Annotated in this window: 27 protein-coding genes and 7 tRNA genes; 6 read left to right on the top strand and 28 right to left on the bottom strand. The window is 41.5% G+C overall.

Annotated elements, in window-relative coordinates; translation table 11 throughout:
- Positions 1-594 precede the first annotated feature (594 nt).
- Positions 595-795, bottom strand: coding sequence for a cold shock protein CspC (gene cspC, locus MHB62_RS02765; RefSeq protein ID WP_003234247.1), 201 nt, complete (start codon positions 793-795; stop codon positions 595-597).
- A 698-nt stretch (positions 796-1,493) separates the two neighbouring features.
- Between cspC and MHB62_RS02760 the strand changes: the two genes are divergently transcribed.
- The gene (locus MHB62_RS02760; RefSeq protein ID WP_032722932.1) at positions 1,494-2,522 is read left to right on the top strand and encodes a fatty acid desaturase; all 1,029 of its coding nucleotides are present in this window, start codon (positions 1,494-1,496) and stop codon (positions 2,520-2,522) included.
- A 423-nt stretch (positions 2,523-2,945) separates the two neighbouring features.
- Here MHB62_RS02760 and MHB62_RS02755 read toward each other — a convergent pair whose 3' ends face one another.
- Together MHB62_RS02755 and MHB62_RS02750 are read right to left on the bottom strand one after the other, a co-directional pair.
- Complete coding sequence (locus MHB62_RS02755; RefSeq protein WP_032722931.1) at positions 2,946-3,299, bottom strand: hypothetical protein; 354 nt, start codon at positions 3,297-3,299, stop codon at positions 2,946-2,948.
- The gene (locus MHB62_RS02750) at positions 3,296-3,529 is read right to left on the bottom strand and encodes a helix-turn-helix transcriptional regulator (RefSeq protein ID WP_003240464.1); all 234 of its coding nucleotides are present in this window, start codon (positions 3,527-3,529) and stop codon (positions 3,296-3,298) included. The genes MHB62_RS02755 and MHB62_RS02750 overlap by 4 nt, the downstream gene beginning before the upstream one ends.
- Positions 3,530-4,009: 480 nt before the next feature.
- On the opposite strand from MHB62_RS02750, the gene MHB62_RS02745 reads away from it, so the two are divergent.
- From MHB62_RS02745 to MHB62_RS02735, 3 genes are all read left to right on the top strand, one after another.
- Positions 4,010-5,620, top strand: a complete 1,611-nt coding sequence (locus MHB62_RS02745; protein ID WP_284675194.1) for a ribonuclease YeeF family protein — start codon at positions 4,010-4,012, stop codon at positions 5,618-5,620.
- A 120-nt stretch (positions 5,621-5,740) separates the two neighbouring features.
- On the top strand, positions 5,741-6,259 hold the full coding sequence (locus tag MHB62_RS02740; RefSeq protein ID WP_015252758.1) for a hypothetical protein: 519 nt from the start codon (positions 5,741-5,743) through the stop codon (positions 6,257-6,259).
- A gap of 200 nt (positions 6,260-6,459) precedes the next feature.
- Positions 6,460-7,023 carry a GNAT family N-acetyltransferase gene (locus MHB62_RS02735; protein ID WP_032722930.1) on the top strand — a complete coding sequence of 188 codons (564 nt, stop codon included), beginning with the start codon at positions 6,460-6,462 and terminating at the stop codon, positions 7,021-7,023.
- A gap of 220 nt (positions 7,024-7,243) precedes the next feature.
- On the opposite strand, the gene MHB62_RS02730 is transcribed toward MHB62_RS02735, so the two are convergent.
- The 8 genes from MHB62_RS02730 to MHB62_RS02695 all read right to left on the bottom strand — a co-directional run bounded on the left by MHB62_RS02730 (position 7,244) and on the right by MHB62_RS02695 (position 8,534).
- A tRNA-Leu gene (locus MHB62_RS02730) sits at positions 7,244-7,327 on the bottom strand.
- Between the two features lie 80 nt (positions 7,328-7,407).
- Positions 7,408-7,489: transfer RNA gene (locus MHB62_RS02725), tRNA-Leu, on the bottom strand.
- Between the two features lie 11 nt (positions 7,490-7,500).
- Positions 7,501-7,576 (bottom strand) — tRNA-Lys (locus MHB62_RS02720).
- A 26-nt stretch (positions 7,577-7,602) separates the two neighbouring features.
- Positions 7,603-7,677 (bottom strand) — tRNA-Gln (locus MHB62_RS02715).
- Positions 7,678-7,688: 11 nt separating this feature from the next.
- Positions 7,689-7,760, bottom strand: a tRNA-Glu gene (locus tag MHB62_RS02710).
- Between the two features lie 29 nt (positions 7,761-7,789).
- Positions 7,790-7,880, bottom strand: a tRNA-Ser gene (locus MHB62_RS02705).
- 4 nt (positions 7,881-7,884) lie between these two features.
- Positions 7,885-7,959 (bottom strand) — tRNA-Asn (locus MHB62_RS02700).
- A gap of 122 nt (positions 7,960-8,081) precedes the next feature.
- Positions 8,082-8,534 carry a SprT family protein gene (locus MHB62_RS02695; RefSeq protein ID WP_003246525.1) on the bottom strand — a complete coding sequence of 151 codons (453 nt, stop codon included), beginning with the start codon at positions 8,532-8,534 and terminating at the stop codon, positions 8,082-8,084.
- Between the two features lie 103 nt (positions 8,535-8,637).
- Here MHB62_RS02695 and cmpA point away from each other — a divergent pair, with 103 nt between their 5' ends.
- Positions 8,638-8,751, top strand: a complete 114-nt coding sequence (gene cmpA / locus MHB62_RS02690; RefSeq protein WP_003225207.1) for a cortex morphogenetic protein CmpA — start codon at positions 8,638-8,640, stop codon at positions 8,749-8,751.
- A 9-nt stretch (positions 8,752-8,760) separates the two neighbouring features.
- Here the strand turns inward: cmpA and MHB62_RS02685 are convergent, their stop codons facing one another.
- The 14 genes from MHB62_RS02685 to acpS all read right to left on the bottom strand — a co-directional run bounded on the left by MHB62_RS02685 (position 8,761) and on the right by acpS (position 19,566).
- Positions 8,761-10,920, bottom strand: a complete 2,160-nt coding sequence (locus tag MHB62_RS02685) for a Tex family protein (RefSeq protein ID WP_015252761.1) — start codon at positions 10,918-10,920, stop codon at positions 8,761-8,763.
- Positions 10,921-11,026: 106 nt separating this feature from the next.
- Positions 11,027-11,626, bottom strand: a complete 600-nt coding sequence (gene rsbX, locus MHB62_RS02680) for a phosphoserine phosphatase RsbX (protein WP_003234303.1) — start codon at positions 11,624-11,626, stop codon at positions 11,027-11,029.
- On the bottom strand, positions 11,626-12,414 hold the full coding sequence (sigB, locus tag MHB62_RS02675) for an RNA polymerase sigma factor SigB (RefSeq protein ID WP_029727187.1): 789 nt from the start codon (positions 12,412-12,414) through the stop codon (positions 11,626-11,628). The genes rsbX and sigB overlap by 1 nt, the downstream gene beginning before the upstream one ends.
- Positions 12,380-12,862, bottom strand: a complete 483-nt coding sequence (gene rsbW / locus MHB62_RS02670) for an anti-sigma B factor RsbW (protein ID WP_003234299.1) — start codon at positions 12,860-12,862, stop codon at positions 12,380-12,382. The genes sigB and rsbW overlap by 35 nt, the downstream gene beginning before the upstream one ends.
- On the bottom strand, positions 12,859-13,188 hold the full coding sequence (gene rsbV, locus MHB62_RS02665) for an anti-sigma factor antagonist RsbV (protein ID WP_003234298.1): 330 nt from the start codon (positions 13,186-13,188) through the stop codon (positions 12,859-12,861). Before rsbV ends, rsbW begins: the two co-directional genes overlap by 4 nt.
- 61 nt (positions 13,189-13,249) lie before the next feature.
- A complete protein-coding gene (gene rsbU / locus MHB62_RS02660; RefSeq protein ID WP_003234295.1) occupies positions 13,250-14,257 on the bottom strand; it encodes a phosphoserine phosphatase RsbU in 1,008 nt (335 codons plus the stop codon).
- An 11-nt stretch (positions 14,258-14,268) separates the two neighbouring features.
- Positions 14,269-14,670: a serine/threonine-protein kinase RsbT gene (gene rsbT / locus MHB62_RS02655; RefSeq protein ID WP_003246640.1), complete on the bottom strand. Its 402-nt coding sequence runs from the start codon at positions 14,668-14,670 to the stop codon at positions 14,269-14,271.
- Between the two features lie 3 nt (positions 14,671-14,673).
- Positions 14,674-15,039, bottom strand: a complete 366-nt coding sequence (rsbS, locus tag MHB62_RS02650; RefSeq protein WP_003225190.1) for an RsbT antagonist protein RsbS — start codon at positions 15,037-15,039, stop codon at positions 14,674-14,676.
- Positions 15,040-15,043: 4 nt separating this feature from the next.
- Positions 15,044-15,868, bottom strand: a complete 825-nt coding sequence (gene rsbRA, locus MHB62_RS02645) for an RsbT co-antagonist protein RsbRA (RefSeq protein WP_009966610.1) — start codon at positions 15,866-15,868, stop codon at positions 15,044-15,046.
- Positions 15,869-15,982: 114 nt separating this feature from the next.
- Complete coding sequence (gene ndoA, locus MHB62_RS02640) at positions 15,983-16,333, bottom strand: type II toxin-antitoxin system endoribonuclease NdoA (protein WP_003156187.1); 351 nt, start codon at positions 16,331-16,333, stop codon at positions 15,983-15,985.
- A gap of 4 nt (positions 16,334-16,337) precedes the next feature.
- A complete protein-coding gene (gene endB / locus MHB62_RS02635) occupies positions 16,338-16,619 on the bottom strand; it encodes a type II toxin-antitoxin system antitoxin EndoAI (protein ID WP_003225183.1) in 282 nt (93 codons plus the stop codon).
- Positions 16,620-16,734: 115 nt separating this feature from the next.
- Positions 16,735-17,904, bottom strand: coding sequence for an alanine racemase (gene alr / locus MHB62_RS02630; protein ID WP_032722929.1), 1,170 nt, complete (start codon positions 17,902-17,904; stop codon positions 16,735-16,737).
- 114 nt (positions 17,905-18,018) lie between these two features.
- The gene (locus MHB62_RS02625) at positions 18,019-19,035 is read right to left on the bottom strand and encodes an outer membrane lipoprotein carrier protein LolA (protein WP_003234282.1); all 1,017 of its coding nucleotides are present in this window, start codon (positions 19,033-19,035) and stop codon (positions 18,019-18,021) included.
- A gap of 165 nt (positions 19,036-19,200) precedes the next feature.
- Positions 19,201-19,566 (bottom strand): holo-ACP synthase, encoded by a 366-nt coding sequence (gene acpS / locus MHB62_RS02620; protein ID WP_015252768.1) that lies wholly within the window; start codon positions 19,564-19,566, stop codon positions 19,201-19,203.
- A gap of 94 nt (positions 19,567-19,660) precedes the next feature.
- Here acpS and MHB62_RS02615 point away from each other — a divergent pair, with 94 nt between their 5' ends.
- A complete protein-coding gene (locus MHB62_RS02615) occupies positions 19,661-20,260 on the top strand; it encodes a rhomboid family intramembrane serine protease (protein ID WP_032722928.1) in 600 nt (199 codons plus the stop codon).
- A 196-nt stretch (positions 20,261-20,456) separates the two neighbouring features.
- Here MHB62_RS02615 and MHB62_RS02610 read toward each other — a convergent pair whose 3' ends face one another.
- The 3 genes from MHB62_RS02610 to cshA form a co-directional block, all read right to left on the bottom strand.
- A complete protein-coding gene (locus tag MHB62_RS02610; protein WP_017697005.1) occupies positions 20,457-21,938 on the bottom strand; it encodes a PH domain-containing protein in 1,482 nt (493 codons plus the stop codon).
- On the bottom strand, positions 21,928-22,407 hold the full coding sequence (locus MHB62_RS02605; protein WP_003234318.1) for a PH domain-containing protein: 480 nt from the start codon (positions 22,405-22,407) through the stop codon (positions 21,928-21,930). Before MHB62_RS02605 ends, MHB62_RS02610 begins: the two co-directional genes overlap by 11 nt.
- Positions 22,408-22,579: 172 nt before the next feature.
- Positions 22,580-24,064 (bottom strand): degradosome RNA helicase CshA, encoded by a 1,485-nt coding sequence (gene cshA / locus MHB62_RS02600; RefSeq protein ID WP_003246685.1) that lies wholly within the window; start codon positions 24,062-24,064, stop codon positions 22,580-22,582.
- Positions 24,065-24,304 lie beyond the last annotated feature (240 nt).

The following is a 24,304-nucleotide window of genomic DNA, read 5'->3' as shown; positions in this document are numbered from 1 at the left end:
ACATTCTAATCCATTTTTATTATTTACATTTCTTCTGCGAAGATTGAAGTTTTACCAAAAAACTCAATAAAATAGTCACTTGTTATTAGTATCCTGATTCACACTGGCACGGACAAGGAGCCGTAAGGATGGAAGAGAGGTAGGGCTTTCATTGTTTTAGGTATCTCTAAGTGATTATTTCCAGGAGAAAAAAACAATCGATCTCCTCATTATTTTTAAGAATTTCTTATATCCACTGCCACATTGAATAATAATTGTTTATCTTCTTCTCATAAAAGAGATATGCGAGTTGATAACATTTAGATGAAACCATTTTTATAATTCATCTAATCTTACTTAAATGAACGAACAGGTTAGTGAAAAAAAGAGTCAGTTATCTATATTTGAACAAAAAATTAAATATTTTATATACATTCCGCATATTGTCAATCCAGTATGTTATACTGTAAACAAACCTTTGAAGTTTTAAATCTTTTTCTATTACCTTGTAGCATCTCCCTACTCGAACGTTGAGTAGGGTTTTTTATTGAGTATGATATAGACATAAAAAAACAGGCCCTATATAAAGAGCCTGTTTGTATAAACGATTGAAGATTAAGCTTTTTGAACGTTAGCAGCTTGAGCTCCACGAGCACCTTGCTCAACGTCAAACGATACTTTTTGACCTTCGTCTAAAGATTTGAATCCGTCACTTTGGATTGCAGAAAAGTGTACGAATACATCGTCTCCATTTTCGCGTTCGATAAAGCCAAAACCTTTTTCTGCATTAAACCATTTAACTGTACCTTGTTCCATTTTTGTTGCCTCCTAGTGTGTAACCACACAGTATATACTATCCTTGCCCAAAGTATCATCAAGACGAAAAGTCAATCTTCATACTATCCTTTACACCGAACAAAAATAATTCTTCTTTATTATATCAGGAATCGGAAATAACTGCAAATTATATTTACGATTTATTCATGGCATTATTTGTTAAACATGTGTATACCAGCGCAGAATAAGAGGCCTATTAAAAACTATGGTTTGAAAACACCGTGAAAAATGAATCACGAGTTGTCTTCAAACCTTTTTCTTTGCTTAATAGTACTTAGCTCAGCTGTTTCTTGTTCAAGAGCAAGATAATCTTTTAAAAGCAGGGCTGTTCACTTGTAAAACTTTGTTTCTGCAGATGTTTCCAAACAGTCACTCATGGATATACCCATTCTTTTTTCCTCAAACAATCAATGTTCACGGTCAAATAAATCGATCCCCATGGGGGAGCATTGAGAGAGTTTGACCCGATAATGTGCTGGGTATAATCTTCATACGCCTTTTGTATCCCGGCTGACTCTGCTAATAATAAACTGGAAATCAGTTTATTATTTCCAATAATTTTACAGATGAATAGGAAGAATACTTATCATATATGAGGTGTATAACGTTGGGCCTTCTAAGGCTATAAAACGTTTTCTACACTTAGAAGATCACCAGGGAAGGGGAAACTTTTTAATATGAAAGAACAAAACCTAAGGACTTTGAGAAAACTGGTTACACCTTATGAAAAGTCCGATTTACACAAAAGCATTTGTCAAATCATTAACACATTGGTGCCATTTTTCCTATTATGGTGTTTGGCATATAAGAGCTTGTCGATTTCTTATTTCCTTACATTAGCGATTTCTGTTGTTGCGGCAGGTTTTTTAGTGAGAACCTTCATCATCTTTCATGATTGCTGCCACTATTCCTTTTTTAAGAACAGAAAGGCGAATCGAATCCTTGGTACATTAACAGGAATTCTAACTCTGCATCCTTTTGATCATTGGGCACACGACCATTCTGTCCATCATGCGACAAGCAGCAACCTGGATAAACGCGGTACAGGCGATATTTGGGTACTGACAGTTGAGGAATATAAGAAAGCCTCAACTAAGACAAAAATAATGTACCGATTGTACAGAAATCCGTTTGTTATGTTTATTATTGGGCCGATTTACGTTTTTGGGATTGCCAATCGTTTTAATCGAAAAGGGGCAAAACGCAAAGAACGGATGAATACGTATGTAACGAACCTGGGGATCGTCACTTTGGCAGCACTTTTATGTTGGGCTGTTGGCTGGCAAAACTTCCTGCTAGTTCAGGTGTCGATTTTTATGATATCGGGCTCTCTCGGAATTTGGATGTTTTATATTCAGCATACGTTTGAGGATTCTTATTTTGAAGAAGATGAGCATTGGGAATATGTAAAAGCAGCAGTTGAAGGAAGCTCTTTTTATAAACTTCCAAAAGTCATGCAGTGGCTAACAGGCAATATCGGTTTTCATCATGTTCATCATTTAAGCCCGAGAGTCCCAAACTATAAGCTTGAAAAAGTGCATAACAACACTGAACCATTGCAAAACGTTCCGACCATTACACTGGTAACAAGCCTTAAGTCGTTAAAGTTCCGCCTATGGGATGAAGAAGGCAAAAAATTTGTTAGTTTTAGCCACTTAAAAAAAGCTTCTAAAAGCCAAGTATCGGCGCGGCTAACAACGGATTAAAATAAACTCCCCATAATCGCAGAATAAAAGTGCAGACTCGCGCAACGATGTTGTGCAGAGGTCAGCACTTTTTTAGTGGACTCCACAATGCGGTACAGCCGTATTTTCCGCAAAAAAATAACACCAAAGATGGTTAAACCCTTGGTATTATTGGGGTGCGGCCGAGAGAACTTGAACCTTTACGGGTTATTCATCCCACTGAGCCCTCAACATGGTAAATTCATATCACTGATTATGAAAGCTTATTTTCATTACATTTTACATCATCTCTAACGGTTTGTATGAATTGTGGTTAATAATTGGCGGCAAAAAACCCCCATACTTTCCCACATCTCCAAATCTCATTATAAAATGATTTCATATTCGTTCCCTCTCCTAAAACAATTAAAACTACAGAGACACTATCTTTCTCGGTAATTGAATTCACAAAAAATCTTTTTTATATCGAACTGCTAGATAGATTGCTGAAGCGAAGAATGCAATAGAATACTTAAATAAGAAGAAAACTTGCCACATATATTCTTTTGGGAAAAGCAAGTCGCAAAAAATTAGTGCACATAACGTACAGAGACTACCTTTTAAAGCGATTTGGTTTGTTCTTTCGTCAGTCTTACCCATTTTTTTAGTAAATACGAATGTCAGAATCAATCCGACTACAAGCAATACAAACCCACTGCCAATAAGAATATTCCAATTTCCCGGAGAATGTTCAGCCCAGGACTTTAAAGGGGAAAAAATTGCGTTGGTGATCATATCTGTGATCGAATTCATTTTCATTTTTGATCATTTCCTTTCTCATAAGTAAAAATCTCGTTTACATCCACATTAAAAAATTCGGCAATTCGAAAAGCTAACAGCAGAGTCGGAACATAATTTCCTTTCTCCATTACAAAGATGGTTTGTTTGGAAACCCCGACTTTCTTTGCTAATTCTTGCTGAGACAATCTGGCAAGTACACGATATTCATAAACCTTATTTGAGATCGAATCACCAAAATCTTTCTTCATGACCATCACCTCTTGAACCAAATTATAAACTCACCTTATATAAAAGTAAAGTAAACTTATATAAAAATATAAAATACTTTTATGTTTATTAAGATTACTTTGATTTAATCATGAACCAGAATGCAGAAAGAACCTGACGAAATTCATGATTCCGTCAGGTTCGATCTAGTGTAATTTATATTTTTAAAAGAACACGGTTTTGATGGCGCATACAGAACAATGATTCTTGGTTATGACTCTGAGGCGCTGAAGTTGTAGAGCAAACAAAAGAATACAGAATCACTGATTATGTAAGAATATTTTCATTACACTTTCTAACTTCTCTTTACGTTAATAATTGGTGAGCAAAAAAACACCCTTACTTCATATTTCTCCAACTCTCATTATGTTCAAATGATCTAAGATTCGTTCCCTACCCCTTAAACTTCATATCTATTCCATGGTAATATTTAGATATAAACTTACTGAAAGGATTGGACAATGAAGGTATTTGAAGCTAAGTCTTTGTTATCTGAAGCTGAAAACCGAGCAAAAGATTATAAAGAATTGAAAAATCAAATGATTAAGCTAAGAAAAGCATTTAAGGATGTTGCCGATCTTGATGACAGTGAGTTCTCTGGCAAGGGAGCAAACAATATTAAAGCTTTTTATCACGATCATGTGGGTGTCACTGATCAATGGATTGATTTAATTGAAATGAAGATCGCTTTCCTTACTAGTATCTCCGGTGTTTTAGAAGATGCCAGCTTATCTGACGCATATATCGAGGAATCCTTCTTAGAACATGAACTAACAAACGCATATAAAAAATCAAAATCAATTATGTCTGAGCAGAAGAAAGCAATGAAAGATATTCTGAATGATATCGATGACATTCTTACACTTGATTTATTTTCAACAGAGACTTTTAAAGATGAACTCTCTTCTGCCGAAAACACACGGAAAAAGACTGTTGATAAAATAGGCGATGTGGATGAAAACTTAAAAACTGAATATGCGATAACTGAACCTAACGAACAATTCATTAAAGCAGACTTTCAAAAGTTACAGGAATCAACAGGTAAGGGCAAGAATGCTACACCCCTTCACTATAATGCCAAGGCATATCGTGAGAGCGATATACATAAGAAAAAAGGCGATATCGAAAAGCAATCTGAAGCATATTTAAAGATCAAAAAAGAGGAAGCTAACAAACGTGAGATAAAAGATTTGAAAAAGCAGCTTGTAAAGGTAACAGATCCAGACGAGTATTTAAAAATTGCGAAGAAAATAGGATACGAGAATTTGGAACCTGAGCAGCAAGTTTATTTCCGCCAACTCGAAGAACTCCAACAAAAAGCTGAAATTGGAAAAGGTATTGCAGTGGGAATGTATGAAGCAGGTAAAGATACAGTGATGGGTCTCTATCAACTTGCAAGACACCCGATTGAATCGCTTTCTGGAACCGTGAACGCAGCCTTACATCCAATCGATACTTATAAGATCATAGCAAAAGACATAGAAGACACATTTCAACGTGAAATGATTAATGGAGATAGCCACAGCAGAGCAAAATGGGTTTCCTATGTCGGCAGTACTGTTGTTCTTGCAATAGTTGGTCCGAAAGGTATTGATAAAGTATCCAAAGTTGCAAAAGCCGGTTCAAAAGTTGCTGCACTTAAGACACTTGAAGTTTCAAAAACAGGAATAAAAAAAGGAATTGAATACGTTAAAATACCAAGTGTTTTTGAACAACAGTACGCAATGGCTGGTGGTTCAGGGACTTTTCCTTTTAACGTGCTTGATGGAGAGAATTATAAAAACTCTGCACTTGAAATATTTAAGAACTCGTCTACTGTACAAGGATTAAAGAAAGCTAAACCGCATGAAGTTGTAAACGAATTAAAAACTTTCCAAAGCAGAAAATACACTTTTGGAGGACAATCATTCCTCATTGATAAGCGAGGAATGAAGCATATTTTAGAGCGCCATCATCCTAATTTATGGGATGGTTCAATTAAGTCTCAACAATCTTTTCTCAATAAAGAGATGACTGTTAACGATGTTGCAGATGCGATAGAATCAATTATGAACAAAACCGTGAAGAGTTAACAAAAAAAGGAACTAAATTTAGTTATCAAATTCGAGGAACATATGAGGGTCAAAAATATGTTGTTGGCTTTCAAAAAGGAAGAGTAGGACAATTCTATCCAGAAAAATAGGAGAGGTAAAATGTTTTATATTGAATCATTAATTCTTAGGCCAAATAAGAAGATAAACGATCTTTCAATCTTAAAAAATAATATTGACGATTACTTTGTTCCACTTAGCAATATAGAGGGACTAAAGAACATAAAATCACAGTTAGACTCTTACTATTTATCTGGAGCGATTATTTTAAAATATGGTGAACAAGATTTGCTTGATGTCACTATGTGGGACTTGGTTGACCAATTGTGGGCTTATTTTTTAAATCTAATTGAAGAAGCTATTGAAACAGGAGAAAGCGAAACTTATTTTCCTGATCAACCCCTTCTATTGAAAATGAAATCAATATCGAATGATATGTTGTTATTTGAAATTGATCAAAAACAAAAAGTTTTACTACCGAAACTTGATTTTTTTGAATCACTCTTAAAGAATGCGAGAAGTTTCTTTGAAACTATGAATTTTGTTTTAGAAGAAAACTGTGATTATGAGTATGAACTTAATAAGATTGATGAATTGCAAACCAAAATTAAATGTATGTGAGGCTACAAGTGAATTACTCTAGTGTGAAAAAATTCTTTGAAGAGAATAAAGAATATTCAATTCTTACTGGAGGCATCATAGATAAACAAATAGATACCAAGTAGTTATAACTCACGTCCTCAAGAATTATTTCTTATAGATAAGAGTTTTTATTACTTATTTTCAATTTTTAACATTGAACTTACGAGAGGAGTTATCAAATGAATCCTTTATTGTTAGATGTGCCTTTACAATTGGAAACAGAAAGACTAATCCTTCGAGCACCACACCAAACAGGAGACGGGAAAATTGTAAACCAAGCAATTAGGGGTTCCTTTAATGAATTAAAAGCGTGGTTGCCATTTGCTCAAAAACTTCCCACTGTTGAAGAAACAGAGATAAATTTAAGACTTGCCCATATAAATTTTCTAAAAAGAAAAAGTTTTCGTTTTCTTATTTTTAATAAAGATACCAAGGGCTTTATTGGAATAACTAGCCTTCAGGGGATTGACTGGGACATACCTAAATGTGAAATTGGATACTGGGGAAATACCACATTTAGCGGGAATGGGTATATGGTAGAAGCAGTAAAGAAATTAGCTGACTTTGGGTTAAACAATATCAAATTTAGAAGAATTGAAATAAGGTGTGAATCGACAAACCTTAAAAGTCGTGCTATTCCAGAAAAACTTGGTTTTGTATTCGAAGGCACTTTAAGAAATGATGATTTATCCGCAGATGGAAGCAAGCTGACCGACACTTGTTTTTATTCCATAATAAAGTAACATTGTACCCTTAAAATAACGGAGGCGTTATTAAAACAAAAAAGGGCATAACATATTTTGTATGCTAATATACAATGCCCTTTTTATCTTATTAAACTATATACTTTTGCGGACAAATCAGACCACCTACTTAAAGTAAGTGGTCAGTTTTAGTCACAAAATACGTTCTGTTCAAAAGACACAAAAAATACCAAGGTACTCTAACCCTTGGTATCATTGATGCGGCCGAGAGGACTTGAACCTCCACGGGTTATTCACCCACTAGGCCCTCAACCTAGCGCGTCTGCCATTCCGCCACGACCGCGTGATCATTAAATTGTGTTGTGCTGGTTTAGTAGGCTCTTAACCTAGTAAAACAGATTTGCGTGCACTTTGTAAATAAAGTGCGGGTGAAGGGACTCGAACCCCCACGTCGTAAGACACTAGATCCTAAGTCTAGCGCGTCTGCCAATTCCGCCACACCCGCAAAAAGACAAATGGTGAGCCATGAAGGACTCGAACCTTCGACCCTCTGATTAAAAGTCAGATGCTCTACCAACTGAGCTAATGGCTCTTACTATTAGATTTCAAAAATAAAAATGGCTGGGCTAGCTGGATTCGAACCAACGCATGACGGAGTCAAAGTCCGTTGCCTTACCGCTTGGCTATAGCCCAACGAAATGGAATGACCCGTACGGGATTCGAACCCGTGTTACCGCCGTGAAAGGGCGGTGTCTTAACCGCTTGACCAACGGGCCGATGGTTGAGAACTTATATCGAAATCTTATGGCGGAGAAGGAGGGATTTGAACCCTCGCGCCGCTTACGCGACCTACACCCTTAGCAGGGGCGCCTCTTCAGCCACTTGAGTACTTCTCCAATATGGCTCCACAGGCAGGATTCGAACCTGCGACCGATCGGTTAACAGCCGATAGCTCTACCACTGAGCTACTGTGGAATAATGAGACAAGACTTATTATATCAGCCTTGATTTGCAGTGTCAAGAGGTAAATGTTTTTATTTATCTCTCGTGACGACTTTTATAATGTAACATAGGCTTGCCATATTCGTCAACCTTTTTCACGAAAAAATTCTTTTTATTTTTCCGCGGCATTTTCCGCATCTGTATCTGTCAGGGTTCATGGCGCGCTTCTTTATATACTGTTGGCCGCAGGTCGTACAGATATACATATAAGTTTTTTTGTTTTCCGCTTTTTTCTTAAGGGGTGTACAGAACCTCGGCGCGTTGACCTGCTGCAATAGCATTCTAAAATCTCTGTCTCTGTGCTTGTACCCTTTTCCTTCAAGATGAAGATGATAATGGCAGAGCTCGTGCTTGATGATGCCAATCAGTTCCTCCCTGCCGTGTTCAATCAAATATTTTCTGTTCAATTCAATGTTATGGGAGGTTAACAGGTACCTGCCGCCAGTGGTTTTAAGCCGGTCATTAAAAAGCGCCTGATGGCGGAACGGCTTTTTAAAATATGTTTCAGAAATATCCTCTGTCAGCTTTTGAAGCTCTTTGTTATCCATGGTGCACCTCACTTAAAAAACATTGAACGGGACAATTCACCGTTCGCATACAATATGGTAATCACCGTCCCTCTTATGATAAAAGCTGAGGAGGAATGAGCCTATGCCAAATTGGCTTAAAAAGCAGATGCAAAAAGCGTTCCTTGAAAAAGATAATTACCAAATTAAACTGCTGAATCAATGCTGGTATTTCTATAGGAAAAAACACTGCTCGTAAGCAGTGCTTTTATTTTACCATAGACAGCGATACTCTGCCTTTTTGTACATCTACGCCGTCAACCCAAACTGTCACAATATCGCCGACAGATACGACATCAAGAGGATGCTTGACGAATTGATTGCTCAATTTTGAGATATGCACAAGCCCGTCTTGTTTGACTCCGATATCAACAAACGCTCCGAAGTCCACTACATTGCGCACGGTGCCCTGCAGTTCCATTCCCTCTTTCAAATCTTCCAGCTGAAGGACGTCTGTTTTCAGCAAAGGCTTAGGCACCTCATCGCGTGGATCGCGTTCCGGCCTTGTCAGCTGTTCACAAATGTCTTTCAGAGTGATTTCGCCGATTCCCAGCTCTTTTGCCGTTTCAGAGAGCGCCAGCTGATTGATTTTGTCCTTCAATTCCGCCGTGCCGATATGTTCTGTTGAAAGTCCGAGTTTTTTCAAAAGTGCTTTTGTTTCTTTATAGCTTTCCGGGTGGATGCCTGTTCTATCCAAAGGCTCTGTCCCTTCCTGCACTCTTAAGAAACCGATACATTGCTCGTAGGTTTTCGCACCTAACCTTGGGATGTCCTTCAGTTCTTTTCGATTTGAAAACTTTCCGATTTCCTCACGTTTTTTGACAACGTTGCCTGCTACAGACTTCGATAATCCCGCTACATACTGAAGCAGCGCGGCGGAGGCTGTGTTGACGTTTACTCCCACCTGGTTTACGACCGTTTCGACGACAAACCGCAGAGATTCATTTAAGCGTTTTTGGCTGACGTCATGCTGATACTGTCCGACACCAACAGACTTCGGATCGATCTTAACGAGCTCCGCGAGCGGGTCTTGAAGTCTTCGCGCAATAGATACAGCACTGCGCTCTTCAACCTTAAGGTCAGGGAATTCTTCTCTGGCCAGCTCTGAAGCCGAATAGACGCTTGCTCCCGCTTCATTGACGATCACATAATAAATTTTGCGCGGCATGTCTTTGAGTACATTGACGATGAATTGTTCTGTTTCTCTGGATGCTGTGCCGTTTCCGATCGCCACCATCTCGACTTGATACTGCTCAAGAATCTTTTTCACTTTTTCATGGGCTTCTTTTGTTTTGTTGACTGGCGCATGCGGATAGATCACATCAATTTTCAAGACTTTTCCAGTCTCATCTGACACAGCGAGCTTACAGCCGGTTCGAAAGGCTGGGTCAACACCGAGAACGGTTTTGCCTTTCATCGGCGGCTGCAAAAGAAGTTTTCTCAAGTTCTCTGAGAAAATATGAATCGCCTGTTCATCAGCTTTTTCTGAGAGCTCTTTCCTGATTTCACGCTCGATTGCCGGCTGGATCAGCCTTTTATAGCTGTCTTCAATTGTCTCCTGCAAAATCTCTTTTACGGATGTTGAGCGATTTTTGATGATTTGTTTTTCTAAATACGCCTTAATGTGATCCGCAGGCGGTTCGATCGACACCTTTAAAATGTCTTCTTTTTCGCCGCGGTTCATTGCCAGCACCCTATGCGGAACGACTTTTGCAATTGGCTCTTCATACTCGTAATACATTTCATACACATTTTTCTCATCGGTGTCTGCCGACTTTCCGGCTGCAGACTTAATGGTTCCTCTTTTGAAGGTTTCCTGGCGAATCCACTTTCTGAAGGTCGGCTCGTCTGAGATTTGTTCTGCAATAATGTGCTTGGCACCTTCAATCGCTTCTTCTCGTGTGAACACTTCTTTTTCTTCGCTGATGTATTGGTCTGCAGTTGCTGCCAGACGATCATCTTGGGGAAGTGTCAGGATATAGTCGGCAAGCGGCTCAAGGCCTTTGCTTTTAGCGACTGTCGCCTTTGTTTTGCGTTTTTGTTTATAAGGGCGGTAAAGGTCTTCCACTTCCTGAAGCTTCACCGATTGCTCGATTTTACGTTTTAGATCATCTGTCAGTTTATCCTGCTCTGCAATCAGCCTGATGACCTCTTCTTTTCGCTGATTCAGGTTTTGTATGTATTGCCAGCGTTCAGAAATCGTTTGAATCTGAACCTCATCCATTGAACCCGTCTGCTCTTTTCGATACCGGGCAATAAACGGGACTGTGTTGCCGTCCTCAAGCAGACGGATAACACTTTCAACATGTTTTTGTGATAAACCTATTTCTTTCGCAATTTGCTGTTTTAAAAGGGCTGACGTTTCCATGTAACCAAAGCCTCCAATTTTGTCGTTCTTTCTCTAGTGTATCAAAAACCGAAAAAAACACATAAAAAAAGAAGCCGGCATTCCGGCTTCTTTTTGTTCTTATTCTCTAGGACAGCTGTCCGAGAATATAGGTCAGGTCATCTTTTCTCGATGTCGTATACATTTTCAGCGAATTCGATATTTCTTCTACCGATTGGCCTTTTTTCAAGTGGGAGCGGATATCAGGTACGTTGAGTCCATCTGTATGTATAATGAACTTTGAACCCTTTTCATAGGTGGCGGTGTGCGTTTTGTATTTTTGCGGCTTGCCTGATAAATAGCCCGAAATCGGCAGAGGATAAAAGCTTTCACCAGACGGGGAATGCAGAATAAACCGTACATTTCCGACAGAGCAGTACGTAAACTGCCTTTGCTCAAAATTGATTTTCAGGATAGATGCTGTAGCGCCTCTTTTGTTTTTCATCGCCTGATTACAGCGTTCGATAATGCTTTCTACGTCTTCATTCGCATAGTTTTCCACTAAGTCTTTGATGGCTGCAGAGGATTCGTTAGCAAGTGATCCACTTCCCAGTCCGTCAGCAACCGCGCAAATTAACTCCTTATCATCAGCTTTCATAAAAAAGCTGTCACCGCAAATCGATTTCCCTTCTTTATTCAGTTGATATACTAGAGTTTGAATATGCTCGTTTTCTTCAACCTGGATCATTACATTAACTCCATCGAGGGATCTTCAATCAAGGCCTCTCTGAGCTTCTTCACAGCTTTGCGTTGCAAGCGCGAGACGTGCATTTGAGATATACCGAGAATGTCCCCAGTTTCTTTTTGGCTTTTGTTTTGAATATACGTAAGGTCTATGATTTGTTTTTCACGATCTGAAAGGACATGAAGCACGCTTTGCAGCATCAATTGCTGGTTGACCCGCTCATATCCGTCCTCCTGTGATCCGACGATATCAAGAATCGTGACGGTGCTTCCGTCCGAATCCGCTTCAATGCTGTGGTCAACGGATAAGGCTTGATAGCTTTTGCCCATTTCCATCGTTTCAAGAACCTCTTCTTCAGAAACATCGAGGAATTCGGCAATCTCTTCGACTTTCGGCGATCTTTGTGTTTCAGTGGTCAGCTGATCAACCGCCATTTTGATTCTTGGACCCAGTTCTTTAATTCGTCTCGGCACATGAACGCTCCATGTTTTATCTCTGAGGAAACGTTTAATTTCACCGATGATTGTCGGAATTGCAAAAGCTTCAAACGATTTGCCGACAACAGGATCGTATCGCTTAATCGCGCCTAGCAGCCCGATCATGCCGACCTGGCGGAGATCCTCGTGGAAGCTTTTGCCTTTTGAATATTTTTTCGCAAGCATGTCAACCAGATTTGTATACACCCGCACAAGCGTTTCCTGCGCCTGTTCATCTTGCCTTGTTTGGTAATCGCTTATGAGCCGATCGACTTCATCTTTAGTTAGTTTCGTAGTTTTTGATGGTTGTGTCATGATCAACTCGCTCCCCATTTAAATACTTTGTCATCGCTACGGTGACGCCGGAGTGGTTTTGCACTCTGACTTCATCCATGAGCGTTTCCATTAAATATAGACCGAGCCCTCCTTCTGATAATTGATCAACTGTGTGCGAAGGTGTGTACGGCCCTAAATCCTGCTGCTTTTGATCAAAGTCAAAGCTGTCTCCTTCATCCGCCACAATAACCTCTAAACGGTCTTCAAACACACCGAATCGTATTGACACTTCCCCATTTTTATCTTCTTTGTAAGCGTGCTGAACCGCATTTGTGCACGCCTCACTGACTGCGATTTTCAAGTCTTCAATTTCATCGTACGTATAGCCCATTCTGCTTGCGACCCCTGACAGCGTCAGTCTTATAATTCCCACATATTCAGGTTGGGCCGGCACTTTCATTTCGATGTAATCAGCATTATTCTTCATTGCACTCCACCTTCTGACTTTGCAGAAATATCAATGATGTCCTTCAAGCCTGTAATGTCAAACAGTCGGATCAGCCGTTCAGAAAGATTTTCAAGTTTCAGCGAACCGCCTTGTTTTTTCACCATTTTAAAGGTCCCTACAAAAACGCCCAATCCGGTACTGTCCATGTAGCTGACATCTTTCAGGCAAATTCTTAAGTCAGCTCCTTGTTCTGCCAGAGGAACGAGCTTCTCTCTAAGCACCGGGGCTGAGTATACATCAATTTCTCCTGCAATGTTTACTTGTATATCATTCTCGTTTTGCTTCACATCAACATTTATATTCATTCGTATCACCTCAAATTTTCCTTCAAATCACTAGTTGCTTTATACCCTGGTCTGACAGACGTTAAACCTTTCTCCGCAAAACAATTAACGTAAAATCATCGTGAAGCTGAAAATCCTGCAATTTGAGGAGGCTGTCATAAATGTTTTTGACCATTTCCTGCGCGGAGGAACACATATGTTCCTCAATGAGCTTCTGCAGATCAGGACGCTCCAAGAAACCGTTTTCCGTTCTGCATTCTGTGACGCCGTCAGAAAATAAAACAATCATATCGCCCTTTTCCAGATGCTGATCGAATTGTTTGTAGTCATAGTCCTGCGAGATGCCGAGAACGAGTCCTTTGGCCTCTAAATCGTAAAACGTGTTGTCTTTTTGAGAATAATAGAATCCCGGTTCATGTCCCGCTGAAGCATATGTAAATTGATGCTTGTCCATATTGTAATTCGCATAAAACATCGTAATAAACATACTGGCATCAACGTTTTGTTCAACAACACGATTCAAATTTTTCAGCACTTGAGAAGGGTGTATGCCCGTTTCCGGCAAAGAGTCCATCGCGTATTTAATCATGGACATGCATAAAGCCGCTGGAATGCCTTTTCCGATCACGTCCGCGATTGCGATATTGATGGATTCCTTGTCTTTGACAAAGTGGTAGTAATCACCGCTCATCTGTTTAGCAGGAACACTGATGGCGCCGATATCCAGCGCTTCTTCCTGAGGAACTTTAGTTCCGAGCAGCGTCTGCTGGACATTTGCCGCGATTTCAATTTCTGATTTGATTTCCTGCTGTATCCCTCTAAGGGTTTGATGCTCCTGATAAGCCATTCCATAACCAATCATGACTTCTATTAAAAAATCCAGCGAATGAAACACATCTTCCGGGAGACTTGGATACAGCTCCTTCAGCACTTTTCTGTGAATGCTGATGATTTCTTCCGGAGGAATTTGGTGCTCGATTGTTTTTCGGCTGAATTTTTGGGCTTGATATAAAGATGTTTCTGTTAATTCGGCTATATATCGACTAAGCAGCTGATGATACCGCTGCTCAATAACCTCCCTAAAATCCACGTTCTTACCTCCTACCGAAGCCATTTGATGGCTTGTATCTCTGTTCCTTCCCCCGCTACGGAATTTAAGCTGAATTCATCCATCAGCCTTTTGACCCCGGGAAGTCCCGCACCAAGTCCTCCAGACGTTGAAAACCCGTCTTCCATGACTTTTCGGATATCAGGAATTCCCGGCCCTTGGTCTTCCGCTATAATTTTCAGGCCTTTTTTTCCTCTGTCTGCGACCTGTTCAATTCCAATCTGCCCTTTGCCGGCATATAAATAAATATTCCTGGCTAATTCTGAAATAGCCGTTGTAATTCTAGCCTGGTCTACCGTGCCGAAACCCAGTTCTTTCGCAACGTTTCGTCCCAGCTGTCTGGCGGCCACAATATCCCATTCTGTCATGATTCTTACACAGGATTGGTCGTTCATTCGCTATTCCCCCAATTCCCGCTTCAATGTCTCAAGCCCCTGCTCTAAGTCGAGCGCAGTTTCGATTTCCTCAAGTGCGATTCCAAGTTCAATCAGCGTCACTGCCACAGCGGGCTGAATGCCGGTCAAGACAACTTTTGCCCCCATTAACTTAGACATTGTAATGACGTCGCCCAGCACTTTCGCGATAAATGAATCAATCATATCCACAGATGTCAGGTCAATGACGACTCCGTTAGCACCTGTTTCGTATATTTTATTTAATAAGTCTTCTTGAAAGGTTAATGCTGTTTGGTCATCAAGTTCCCACTGAATGGACACTAATAAGCAATTATACAGTTTCAAGATCGGGATTTTCGGATGTCTCAAAATGTTATTCCCCCAATGAAACGATTTTTCGATCCGTCATTTCCAATGCTGTTTGAATTCCTTTTTGCAGGGTATTCTTAGTTATAACTTGGGATAAATCAATCCCCAGGTTGACGATTGTTTGAGCAATTTCCGGACGGATTCCGGCCAGCAGGCATTTTGCTCCGACAAGCCTTACAGCTTCTGATGCCTGAATAATATGATGGGCAACCATCGTATCGACGACAGGGACACCTGTAATGTCAATCAGCACGACTTGGGAACGGTGTTTGACGACGCCATTAAGAAGGTTTTCCATAATTCGTTTCGCGCGTTCGGTATCAATTGTTCCGACAAGAGGCATCACAGTGATATTTTCAAACACCGGGATAAGCGGCGCAGACAGCTCTTGCAGCGCGATTTTTTGCAGGGATACTGTTTTTTCCCATGAGATTGAGTATTGATTAAAAATTTCTGTGTTAATCGGGCTGAAAAAGCGATCAATCTGCCAGATTAATTCCGTGCTCTCTTGATCTGGCAATCTCTTATCATTCATTTTCGTGTAGAGACGCTTCCAGAATTCAGCAAGTGCAGTAGCCAAAAACTTCATAGACAGTCCGATTTGGACCGCTCGAAGCGCCAGTTCGCTGATTTGGCTTTCAGCAGCGTTTTCGTCCTTAACAGACAGCAGCAGAATGTCGATATATTCTTTAGATATATTTTCATACACTTGGTCAGTCAGCTGATAGGATTCTTGCTCGCTTAATTCTTTTAGTGTGTCAGTCCACAGTTGGAGCAGTTCATTTTGATTTTCGGCAATGAACTGGTATACAGTCTGATTCGACATCAAATTCGCTTACCTCCCAATAAAAAACAACATATTTTTTCGTTATTTCACTATTATATCGTTTATGTTTTTTGAAAACAAAAAAAGTTGCTCTATTTGAGCAACCTGCAAATATGTCTAAAAATCAATGAGTGCCAAACTGATTTGTAAGGCTTCATCAACCTTATCCATCATTTCATCATCCAGATGAGTAATCTTATCCGTTAACCTTTGCTTGTCAATCGTCCGAATTTGCTCCAGCAAAATAACGGAATCTCTTTCAAAACCGTAGCGTTTTGCATCGATTTCGACGTGGGTTGGTAATTTCGCTTTCTGTATTTGTGCTGTTATGGCTGCAACAATAGCAGTTGGGCTGAAGCGATTTCCGATGTCATTTTGGATCACTAAAACCGGGCGCACCCCGCCTTGCTCTGAGCCAACAACAGGAGATAAATCAGCAAAATAAACATCGCCGCGTTTCACAATCAAATGATTATCCTCCGCTGACTAAGCGCTCAACTGTCGTTTCAGCCTCGCACTCCGCAAAGTGAGCCTCAGAAGAAATATTCAGGTTGATTTTCGCCATTTCCATATAGCCGCGTCTCATCAAATCACGGTTGTGACGAGTTGTTCGTTCGCTGACATACGCTCTCACTGCTTGTGATATCAGTTCGTTTCTGCTTCGTTTCTCCCGCATCGCTACACCATCCAATTCAGCTACTAGGTTTTCGGGCAAGCTGATTTTCATTTCGGTTCTTGCGCTGGATTCAGACAAAAAACATACACCTCCACCAAACTTACGGATACGACTCTTTTATCCATCCAGTGATAATGATACCATTATTCACTCTTCAAGCAAAGCTGTTTTATGAATTCTCCATTTAGGTAAGTTAATTGCTTGTATTTACCTGCAATAAAGGATTTCTTACTTCCATTATACTCCCATTTTCCAAAAACATACGGGGAACACGGGAACTTATTGTACAGGCCACCTCATAGTTAATGGTTTCAAGCCTTCCTGCAATCTCATCCATGGAAATACATTCATCCCCCTGCCGGCCTATTAATGTAACTTTTGTGCCCGGCGGATATTCCTGATCCAGCTCCACCATAAATTGGTCCATGCAAATTCGGCCGGCAATTTTCAGGCGTTTTCCCTTCACAAGGATGTCGGTCCCTTTCAATTTTCGGAGCCAGCCGTCCGCATAGCCTACAGGCACCGTCCCGATCCATGTATCTTTTTCTGCTGTGTACTCGGCTCCGTAGCTGACGCTCTCGCCTTTTCTGATCAGTTTGACATGTGACAGCGTCGAATGCAGGGTAAATGCCGGACGCAGCTGAAACGGTATCTCGTCCGAAATGTCAGCAGACGGGCGAAGGCCATACATGCCGATGCCGAATCTGACTGCATTAAAAAAGCCTTTTTTCAGCCGGAGACCGGCGGCGCTGTTCGCGCAGTGGACCATCAGATTCTTTAACGGCAGCGGAGCAATCAGCTCTTTAAAGCGCTCAAACTGCATTAAGAAATAGCCTCTTTCTTTTTCATCCGCTGTCGCAAAATGGGTAAATACCCCTTTGCACTTTAAACGAGGGTTGCGGTCAAGAATGGCCATCACGTTCTGAACTTCTTCCTCTGTTTTTACACCAAGCCTGTTCATCCCCGTATCGACCTTCAGATGAAAATGAAGAGAACCTTTTTTCGTGTGGCGGGCTGCCTCCTGAAGCCATTCAACAGAATAACCTGTTAAGGTCACGTCATACTCAGCAGCGATTGCCACATACTCTGGGGGAACCGCGCCAAGCACCAATATAGGCGCCTTCAAGCCCTTTTTGCGCAGTGAAATCGCTTCATCCAAAATAGCCACAGCCAAGCATGAAGCACCTGCGTCAAGAGCAGCCTTTGCTGTTTCTGCATCACCATGCCCGTAGGCGTTTGCTTTCACAACTGCCATCAGGTGGACATGTTCACCGATATGTTTTTTCATATTGCTGACATTTTCCTTTATCGCGGACAAGTCAATTTCCGCCCACGTATCTCTGTAAAAAGGTTTTGTGCTCATTACGACACTTCCTAGCTTTTATTCAATATCATTTACATATCATACTAAAATTAAAGGCTAAAGGGAAACGATGTCTAACGAAAAAAAGGCCAAATCATGTTTGGCCTTTGGCGGTTATTTCGATGATTGTCCCTGCATGCTTTTCGCTACTGTCACCATTTCCTCTTTAGAAAGATCTTTAGAAGAGAGAAGGTAATCTACGCCGTCATATGTCCATGATAATGATGCATCCGACAGGGCGCCGATGGTGTAGCCGAGATTTACCGGTTCGCCGTTCAGCGTAACGGAGGAGGAAGCCTTGGCAATCTGGGCTTTTTCCTGAATTAACGTAAATGATTTTTCTCCTCCGTACGTCATGATGATGCGCTTCCCGTCTTCAGTAGATATATCTTTTTCTTCAAGCAGCTTGACGCCAAGCGGCAGTTCCAGCGGCGTTTTGACCGCGAATGTATCGGAAGGCTTTGCGCTTGTGGCAACATCCATTTGAGAAAGGGTCATATTTTTCTTTTCGTCAAATGATTCTTTATCAAATTGTTTATTAAATTCAAAGCTGCTGAATTCTACTTTGACCATCACTTTCCGGTCAGTATCCATCACTTTGACAGATGACGGGCTCATATCTTTTTTGTTAAATGTGATTTCTTGCGTGGGCAGCATTTTGTTATGCTGATAATTTGTTTTTGTTTCGAATACGTATTTCTTTTCTTTCGCTGTGAAAACTGCATCCGAATCGTTTTGAACATCCTTTACGAGCGATTCAAACAGATAAACCTGGCTGCTGTTGTTCGGCCAATCGCTTTGAAATCTGAAGCTCTTATTTAAAGACGGCGTGAGAACGAATACTCCGTTTTCATTTCGTAAAATGACTTGGTTTTGGTCCTTTTTCGGATTTTCTAAATAAACCCTGTACAGAGACGGCTTTTTGTGCCAGATTTCCACATTGTATACTTGAGGCTCACTCCCTGTCTCGATGGTCATTTTCGCTTTTGCTTTGTACGAGGTGTATTCTTTCGCCTTTTCATCTAACCCGGCCACAATATCTTGCTGTGTTTTTTGCCCGCAGGCAGAAAGAATAAGAACAGCAAGCAGTCCCGTTAAAAGCAAAACAAAGCTTTTTCTCACCTTTTTCAACCCCTTTTTCTCAATTGATGTAAAAGGAAGAAATCGCTTGTTTGACTTTAACGGTACGCTCGGTACACGTTTAGGCAGAACAGATGCGTACCATAAAAGCCTCAAACAACTTGTCTCCCTTAATGCACTATCAAATATATGAGTGGGGTTTCCCTAATATGCAGACTAGCTTGACAACCTTTCAATCACAACCTGCGCGGCAGCGTATTCTTTTGTATGAGTGATCGATACGTGAACGGCGGCTTGGCTCAGTTTCGTGCAAATGATATAGGGCTTGCCATTTTGGTCTTTCCTAATTTCAATGTCCTGAAAGCTGAGCTGCCTCCCAATGCCGGTGCCAAATGCTTTCGAGAAAGCTTCTTTTGCCGCGAATCTGCCCGCGAGAAATTCGATTTTTCTTTTCTCTGAAAGCTCATAGTATTGGTCAAGCTCGCTTCGCGTCAAAATCCGCTCGGCAAACCTTTTCTGGCGCCCAGCCATAGAGGCGATGCGTTTAAGCTCGGTAATGTCCAGCCCAATGCCGTAAATCATGTATGATAACCTCCTTTGCCTACGTACTATTTAAATGGTTTGTCTCATAAACGTGTTACTATAGATATACCAAAATGAAGAAAAGGGGCTCGGAATGTTTATACGGACTGAAAATTTTCAAACGTTTATCAGGCTTTACCCCGTTGTCACCTTTATATTGGCTTTGCAAGCTGTTCTCTGGCTGTTTTTTTCACTTCCTGCCCATTCAGTCGTGTTATGGAGGGATACCGTCACAGGCTATAATCTAGGTGTCGCAAACGGTGAATGGTGGCGGCTGATCACACCGATTTTGCTGCACGCCGGTTTCACACATCTGCTGTTTAATTCCATGTCCATCTTTTTATTTGCCCCGGCTTTGGAACGCATGCTGGGAAAAGCGCGTTTTCTTCTTGTATACGCCGGCTCCGGCATCATCGGCAATATCGGCACTTATGTTACAGAGCCGCTTGATTACGTGCATGTCGGTGCTTCAGGCGCAATTTTCGGGCTATTCGGCGTGTACCTGTTTATGGTTCTTTTTCGCAATGAGCTAATAGGGCAGGAGCATTCCAAAATGATCATCACACTGCTCGCATTTGCCGTTCTCATGTCGTTTATCAACTCCAATATTAACATGATGGCCCATCTGTTTGGACTATGCGGCGGGCTTCTTCTTTCGTTTTTATTCGTGCAAAAAAAAGAGCGGCGGTATTAACCGTCGCTTCAGATTGTTGACAAAATCCTAAAATGGTTTTCATTTTAGGATTTTGTCATCTTTTCAGCGTGATTGAAAACCCTTGAAGTCTAGGAAGGACGAGCATAGGAGCGGAGCGAATGTTCTAATTCGTGAGCACCGAAGCGCAGTCCTGACAACGAATGCGAGGGTTTGTCGACACGCTGGAGCGGCGGTATTAACCGTCCGCTTTTTCATATGAGTACCAGTTTAAAATGAAGGCTGCATCCTCTTCACCTACATCCCTCACCGTTAATTCTTCCATATGGCTCGATGATTTCACCGAAGTAGAAATGGTATACAAGCGGCCTTTCTTTTGGAAATAGGATTGGCTGAACTTGCAGACCTGCATTCGTTTTTTCAGTACAATGGCGGTTGTTCTGCCTATAAATCTAGACGTCAGCTGAAGACGGTCCCCGTTGATCGTCCATGCAGCCTCTTTATACGCGAGATAGCCGAAGAGCAACTCTATCGGCAACAGGATGGCTGACAGATAGCCCCATGGCTGAAAGAAGATACATAACGGGATGATCAAAAAGAGTGAAAAAATGACAGAACGGAACAAATAGCGTTTCAACGCGCGCCGCGGCAGGCGGCGGCAGTTTTCTTCCAGCGTATATTCCGGCGTAAATGTTCGGAGCATGTGCGGAAGCTTTTTTTTATGAATCATTGGAAAGAGAATGGTCAAAGCGCCTTCTTCTTTTTCCCGGTCGCCGCCTCCTGCGCTGACGATGGACACCGTTACAAAGCCGAAAAGCTGGCGAATGATATTTTCTTTGATTTTAATGGCTTGTATTTTTCGCAACGGAATCGTGACTTGATGTTTTTCAATAATTCCCCTTGAAATCACCAGTTCCTGCTCTTTTTTTATGATTTGAAAGTTCGCGTATCTAAACATCATGCCCGCGATGCTGAAAATCCAGGCGATAAATAAACCGATAAAAATGAGTACCGCGTAAATACCAATACTGGCGTGCTGAAGGAAGGAAAATTTATCAAATAACCAATCCATTGGCAGCACTTCATCAAGCTGGGAAATAAGTGCAAATACAGCGGAGATAATGACTCCGATTCCGCCGGAGGTAGAAGCGGCCATGAGCAATTCTTTCGCGTTCATGCGATAGTGCTCTTGCACCTCAACGGCCGGAACCAACTCCTCTTCAGCTTCAAGCCGTTCTTCATCAAGTTCATTTTCTCGTCTTTGCGCTTTTTTCTTAAAGACAGCTTCTTTGATGCGTTCGGCTTCTTCAACAGAAATAGCAGAAAGAACGGCTTCTGCCTCCTTGCCTCCGCCTGCTGTTTCAATTTGCAGCTTCACAAGCTTAAAGATTTGCTGGACAAGGCCCGCGCTCGTATTCATCGTTTGAATCCGATCAATCGATATGTATCGCTTTTTCGTAACAAATAAGCCTTCTTCGATTCTAAATTCATCATCTTCAATTCGATAGGTAAACCTTCTCCATTTGATAATGCTTGCCGCTACAAGCCAGATGAATAGCACACCGAGCGCAATGGCTCCGTAAAAACGGACAGTATGGTTTGAATTGACAATATACACAAAAAAGAATGGCAGAATGATATTTTTTATCGTTTGAATAATGGTATGGCATAAATTCAAAATGACTGCTGCCGGGTGCAGGCGTTTCGGTTCAGACATCATCATCAGTCACCCTCGCCAGACGGGAAATGGAGTCTCTCAGCCGATCCGCTTCCTCCATCTCTAAAGCGGGGATCGAATGAACGGTCGCGGCCGTGGAAATTTTCACCGTTGCCAGGTTGTATTTTTTTAATAATGGCCCTTGTGACGTATCGACGTGCTGAACTCTGACCATCGGAACAATCACACGTGTCACCACAAAAATACCTGACTGAATATCTATTTCATGTTCATGGACTTCATATCGCCACACCTTATGACGGACCTTCGGAATGATAAAGACCGTCACAATCGATCCCAACAGCCAAACCGCGCCGAGCACGCCGCTGATCCAGTACGGCCAATGAAAATAATAGCTTAACACTGCAACTGCAATGACAATAAGTAAGCAAACAGCGGATATGATGATCTCTTGAAGTCGCCAAACCTTTAATCCGTCTGGACTGATTTGGTTTTTTGGCTGCTCTCTCAAAAATACCTACCTCCCTTTTTTTCGTCGTTATTTATACGTCTCTTTTACAGAAAGGTTTCATTCTTAAGCATACAGAGAAAAATGGCTTCCGTCAGCTGAAAATTTGCTGAATAACAAATCGCGAACATAAAAAAGCCCAAAACATCATGTTTTGGGCTCTGAATCGATCAAATTAGTAAGATTTTTTCTGGCGTCTGTCACCTGAAGAACGGCGATCGTTTGAACGCTTTTTGTCATAGGAAGAACGGTTGTTGCTTTTCCCTTTTCCGCCGCGGTAGCCGCCGCCTTGACCGTCTCTGCGTTTAGAAGAGCGCTGGTTCTTGTAGCGTTTGCTGACCATCGGCGCTTCGTCTGTTAAGCGAACCGGTGTGTCGTCTGGCTCTTTTGTAGCCATTTTGATAGCCGCCGCAACCACTGTTACTGCATCATGATCTTCAAGCAGCTCAGCTGCCGCTGTCATGTAGAAGTTCAGGTTGTTTTCACTGATTGTCGTGCGAAGACGTTCAACAGTAACCTGCTGCTGGCCTTCTAACGCTTCATCAAGTGTAGGCTCCTTCATGCGGTCCATTTTGCGTTTTGTTGTTTGTTCAATTGCGCGAAGCATGCTTTTCTCACGCGGTGTAATGAACGTCATCGCCATACCTGTTTTTCCTGCACGGCCCGTTCTTCCGATACGGTGAACGTAGCTTTCAGGATCTTGAGGCACGTCGAAGTTGTATACGTGTGTAACACCTGAGATATCAAGTCCGCGAGCGGCAACATCAGTTGCGACTAGAACTTCGATTGCGCCTTCTTTAAATTTACGAAGCGCAACCATACGTTTCGCCTGCGTTAAGTCACCGTGAATACCTTCAGCTGCATATCCGCGAAGGTTCAGGGCTTCAGCCAGCTCATCGACACGGCGTTTTGTACGTCCGAATACGATCGCAAGCTCAGGAGACTGAATGTCAAGAAGGCGAGTCAGTGTATCGAATTTTTTGCGTTCTTGCACTTCCAAATAGAACTGCTGAATGTTAGAAACCGTCATTTCTTTCGCTTTTACTTTTACGTGTTCCGGCTCAGTCATAAAGCGCTCTGCAATGCGTTTGATCGGCGCAGGCATTGTGGCAGAGAACAGAAGTGTCTGATGCTCGCTTGGCACGTTTGAAAGGATAGATTCAATATCATCAATGAATCCCATGTTCAGCATTTCATCCGCTTCATCCATTACAACAGTATTAACATTGTTTAAACGAATGGTGCGGCGATTGATGTGGTCAAGAAGACGTCCAGGTGTTCCGACAATAATATTCGGATTCTTCTTTAACGCCCGGATTTGCCGTCCAATATCCTGTCCGCCGTAAATAGGAAGAACCTTCGCACGTTTATCTTGTCCGATTTTATACAATTCTTCAGATACTTGAATGGCTAATTCACGGGTTGGCGCGATTACGATTGCTTGAATATTAGGAGACTCGGGGTTAATTTTTTCAACAAGGGGTATACCAAACGCAGCTGTTTTACCTGTACCTGTTTGCGCTTGTCCAATGACGTCTTTATTTGAAAGTCCGAGCGGTATCGTTTGTGCCTGAATCGGTGTTGCTTCTTCAAATCCCATACGATTAATTGCTTTCATGAGATCAGAACTTAAATTAAAATCTTGAAACGTTATAGTCAAATTATTCAAACTCCTTCTAATTGCTGTTTCAGTAATGTCGTGATTTACCACTTATAAAACTGCCCTTTAGACAAGAAGGACAGGATCCATCCGTATACAAAGCCCGAATTACTTTAAGTTTTATCTTACCATTACACTATTTGTTTTTCAATAAGATGAGAAGCAGATCGGCATCTCGAATATGCCGGCTGCTGCTCCATCCGCTCCCAAGAATCCAGCGGAGAACTTCGGGTCACGATG

Source organism: Bacillus sp. FSL K6-0255 (genome assembly GCF_045040725.1).
Taxonomy (GTDB): Bacteria; Bacillota; Bacilli; order Bacillales; family Bacillaceae; genus Bacillus; species Bacillus subtilis.
This window is presented reverse-complemented; position numbering and strand designations above follow the sequence as displayed.

What these genes read in the sequence shown, in the direction of transcription:
- rsbV (WP_003234298.1), bottom strand. Translation starts at nt 13,188, where the DNA reads ATGAATATAAATGTTGATGTGAAGCAAAACGAGAATGATATACAAGTA.
- MHB62_RS02760 (WP_032722932.1), top strand. Translation starts at nt 1,494, where the DNA reads ATGAAAGAACAAAACCTAAGGACTTTGAGAAAACTGGTTACACCTTAT.
- cspC (WP_003234247.1), bottom strand. Translation starts at nt 795, where the DNA reads ATGGAACAAGGTACAGTTAAATGGTTTAATGCAGAAAAAGGTTTTGGC.
- alr (WP_032722929.1), bottom strand. Translation starts at nt 17,904, where the DNA reads ATGAGCACAAAACCTTTTTACAGAGATACGTGGGCGGAAATTGACTTG.
- MHB62_RS02615 (WP_032722928.1), top strand. Translation starts at nt 19,661, where the DNA reads ATGTTTATACGGACTGAAAATTTTCAAACGTTTATCAGGCTTTACCCC.
- cmpA (WP_003225207.1), top strand. Translation starts at nt 8,638, where the DNA reads ATGCCAAATTGGCTTAAAAAGCAGATGCAAAAAGCGTTCCTTGAAAAA.
- MHB62_RS02610 (WP_017697005.1), bottom strand. Translation starts at nt 21,938, where the DNA reads ATGATGTCTGAACCGAAACGCCTGCACCCGGCAGCAGTCATTTTGAAT.
- MHB62_RS02685 (WP_015252761.1), bottom strand. Translation starts at nt 10,920, where the DNA reads ATGGAAACGTCAGCCCTTTTAAAACAGCAAATTGCGAAAGAAATAGGT.
- rsbX (WP_003234303.1), bottom strand. Translation starts at nt 11,626, where the DNA reads ATGATCCAGGTTGAAGAAAACGAGCATATTCAAACTCTAGTATATCAA.
- MHB62_RS02755 (WP_032722931.1), bottom strand. Translation starts at nt 3,299, where the DNA reads ATGAAAATGAATTCGATCACAGATATGATCACCAACGCAATTTTTTCC.
- MHB62_RS02740 (WP_015252758.1), top strand. Translation starts at nt 5,741, where the DNA reads ATGTTTTATATTGAATCATTAATTCTTAGGCCAAATAAGAAGATAAAC.
- acpS (WP_015252768.1), bottom strand. Translation starts at nt 19,566, where the DNA reads ATGATTTACGGCATTGGGCTGGACATTACCGAGCTTAAACGCATCGCC.
- MHB62_RS02745 (WP_284675194.1), top strand. Translation starts at nt 4,010, where the DNA reads ATGAAGGTATTTGAAGCTAAGTCTTTGTTATCTGAAGCTGAAAACCGA.
- MHB62_RS02735 (WP_032722930.1), top strand. Translation starts at nt 6,460, where the DNA reads ATGAATCCTTTATTGTTAGATGTGCCTTTACAATTGGAAACAGAAAGA.
- sigB (WP_029727187.1), bottom strand. Translation starts at nt 12,414, where the DNA reads ATGACACAACCATCAAAAACTACGAAACTAACTAAAGATGAAGTCGAT.
- rsbW (WP_003234299.1), bottom strand. Translation starts at nt 12,862, where the DNA reads ATGAAGAATAATGCTGATTACATCGAAATGAAAGTGCCGGCCCAACCT.
- rsbT (WP_003246640.1), bottom strand. Translation starts at nt 14,670, where the DNA reads ATGAACGACCAATCCTGTGTAAGAATCATGACAGAATGGGATATTGTG.
- MHB62_RS02750 (WP_003240464.1), bottom strand. Translation starts at nt 3,529, where the DNA reads ATGAAGAAAGATTTTGGTGATTCGATCTCAAATAAGGTTTATGAATAT.
- MHB62_RS02695 (WP_003246525.1), bottom strand. Translation starts at nt 8,534, where the DNA reads ATGGATAACAAAGAGCTTCAAAAGCTGACAGAGGATATTTCTGAAACA.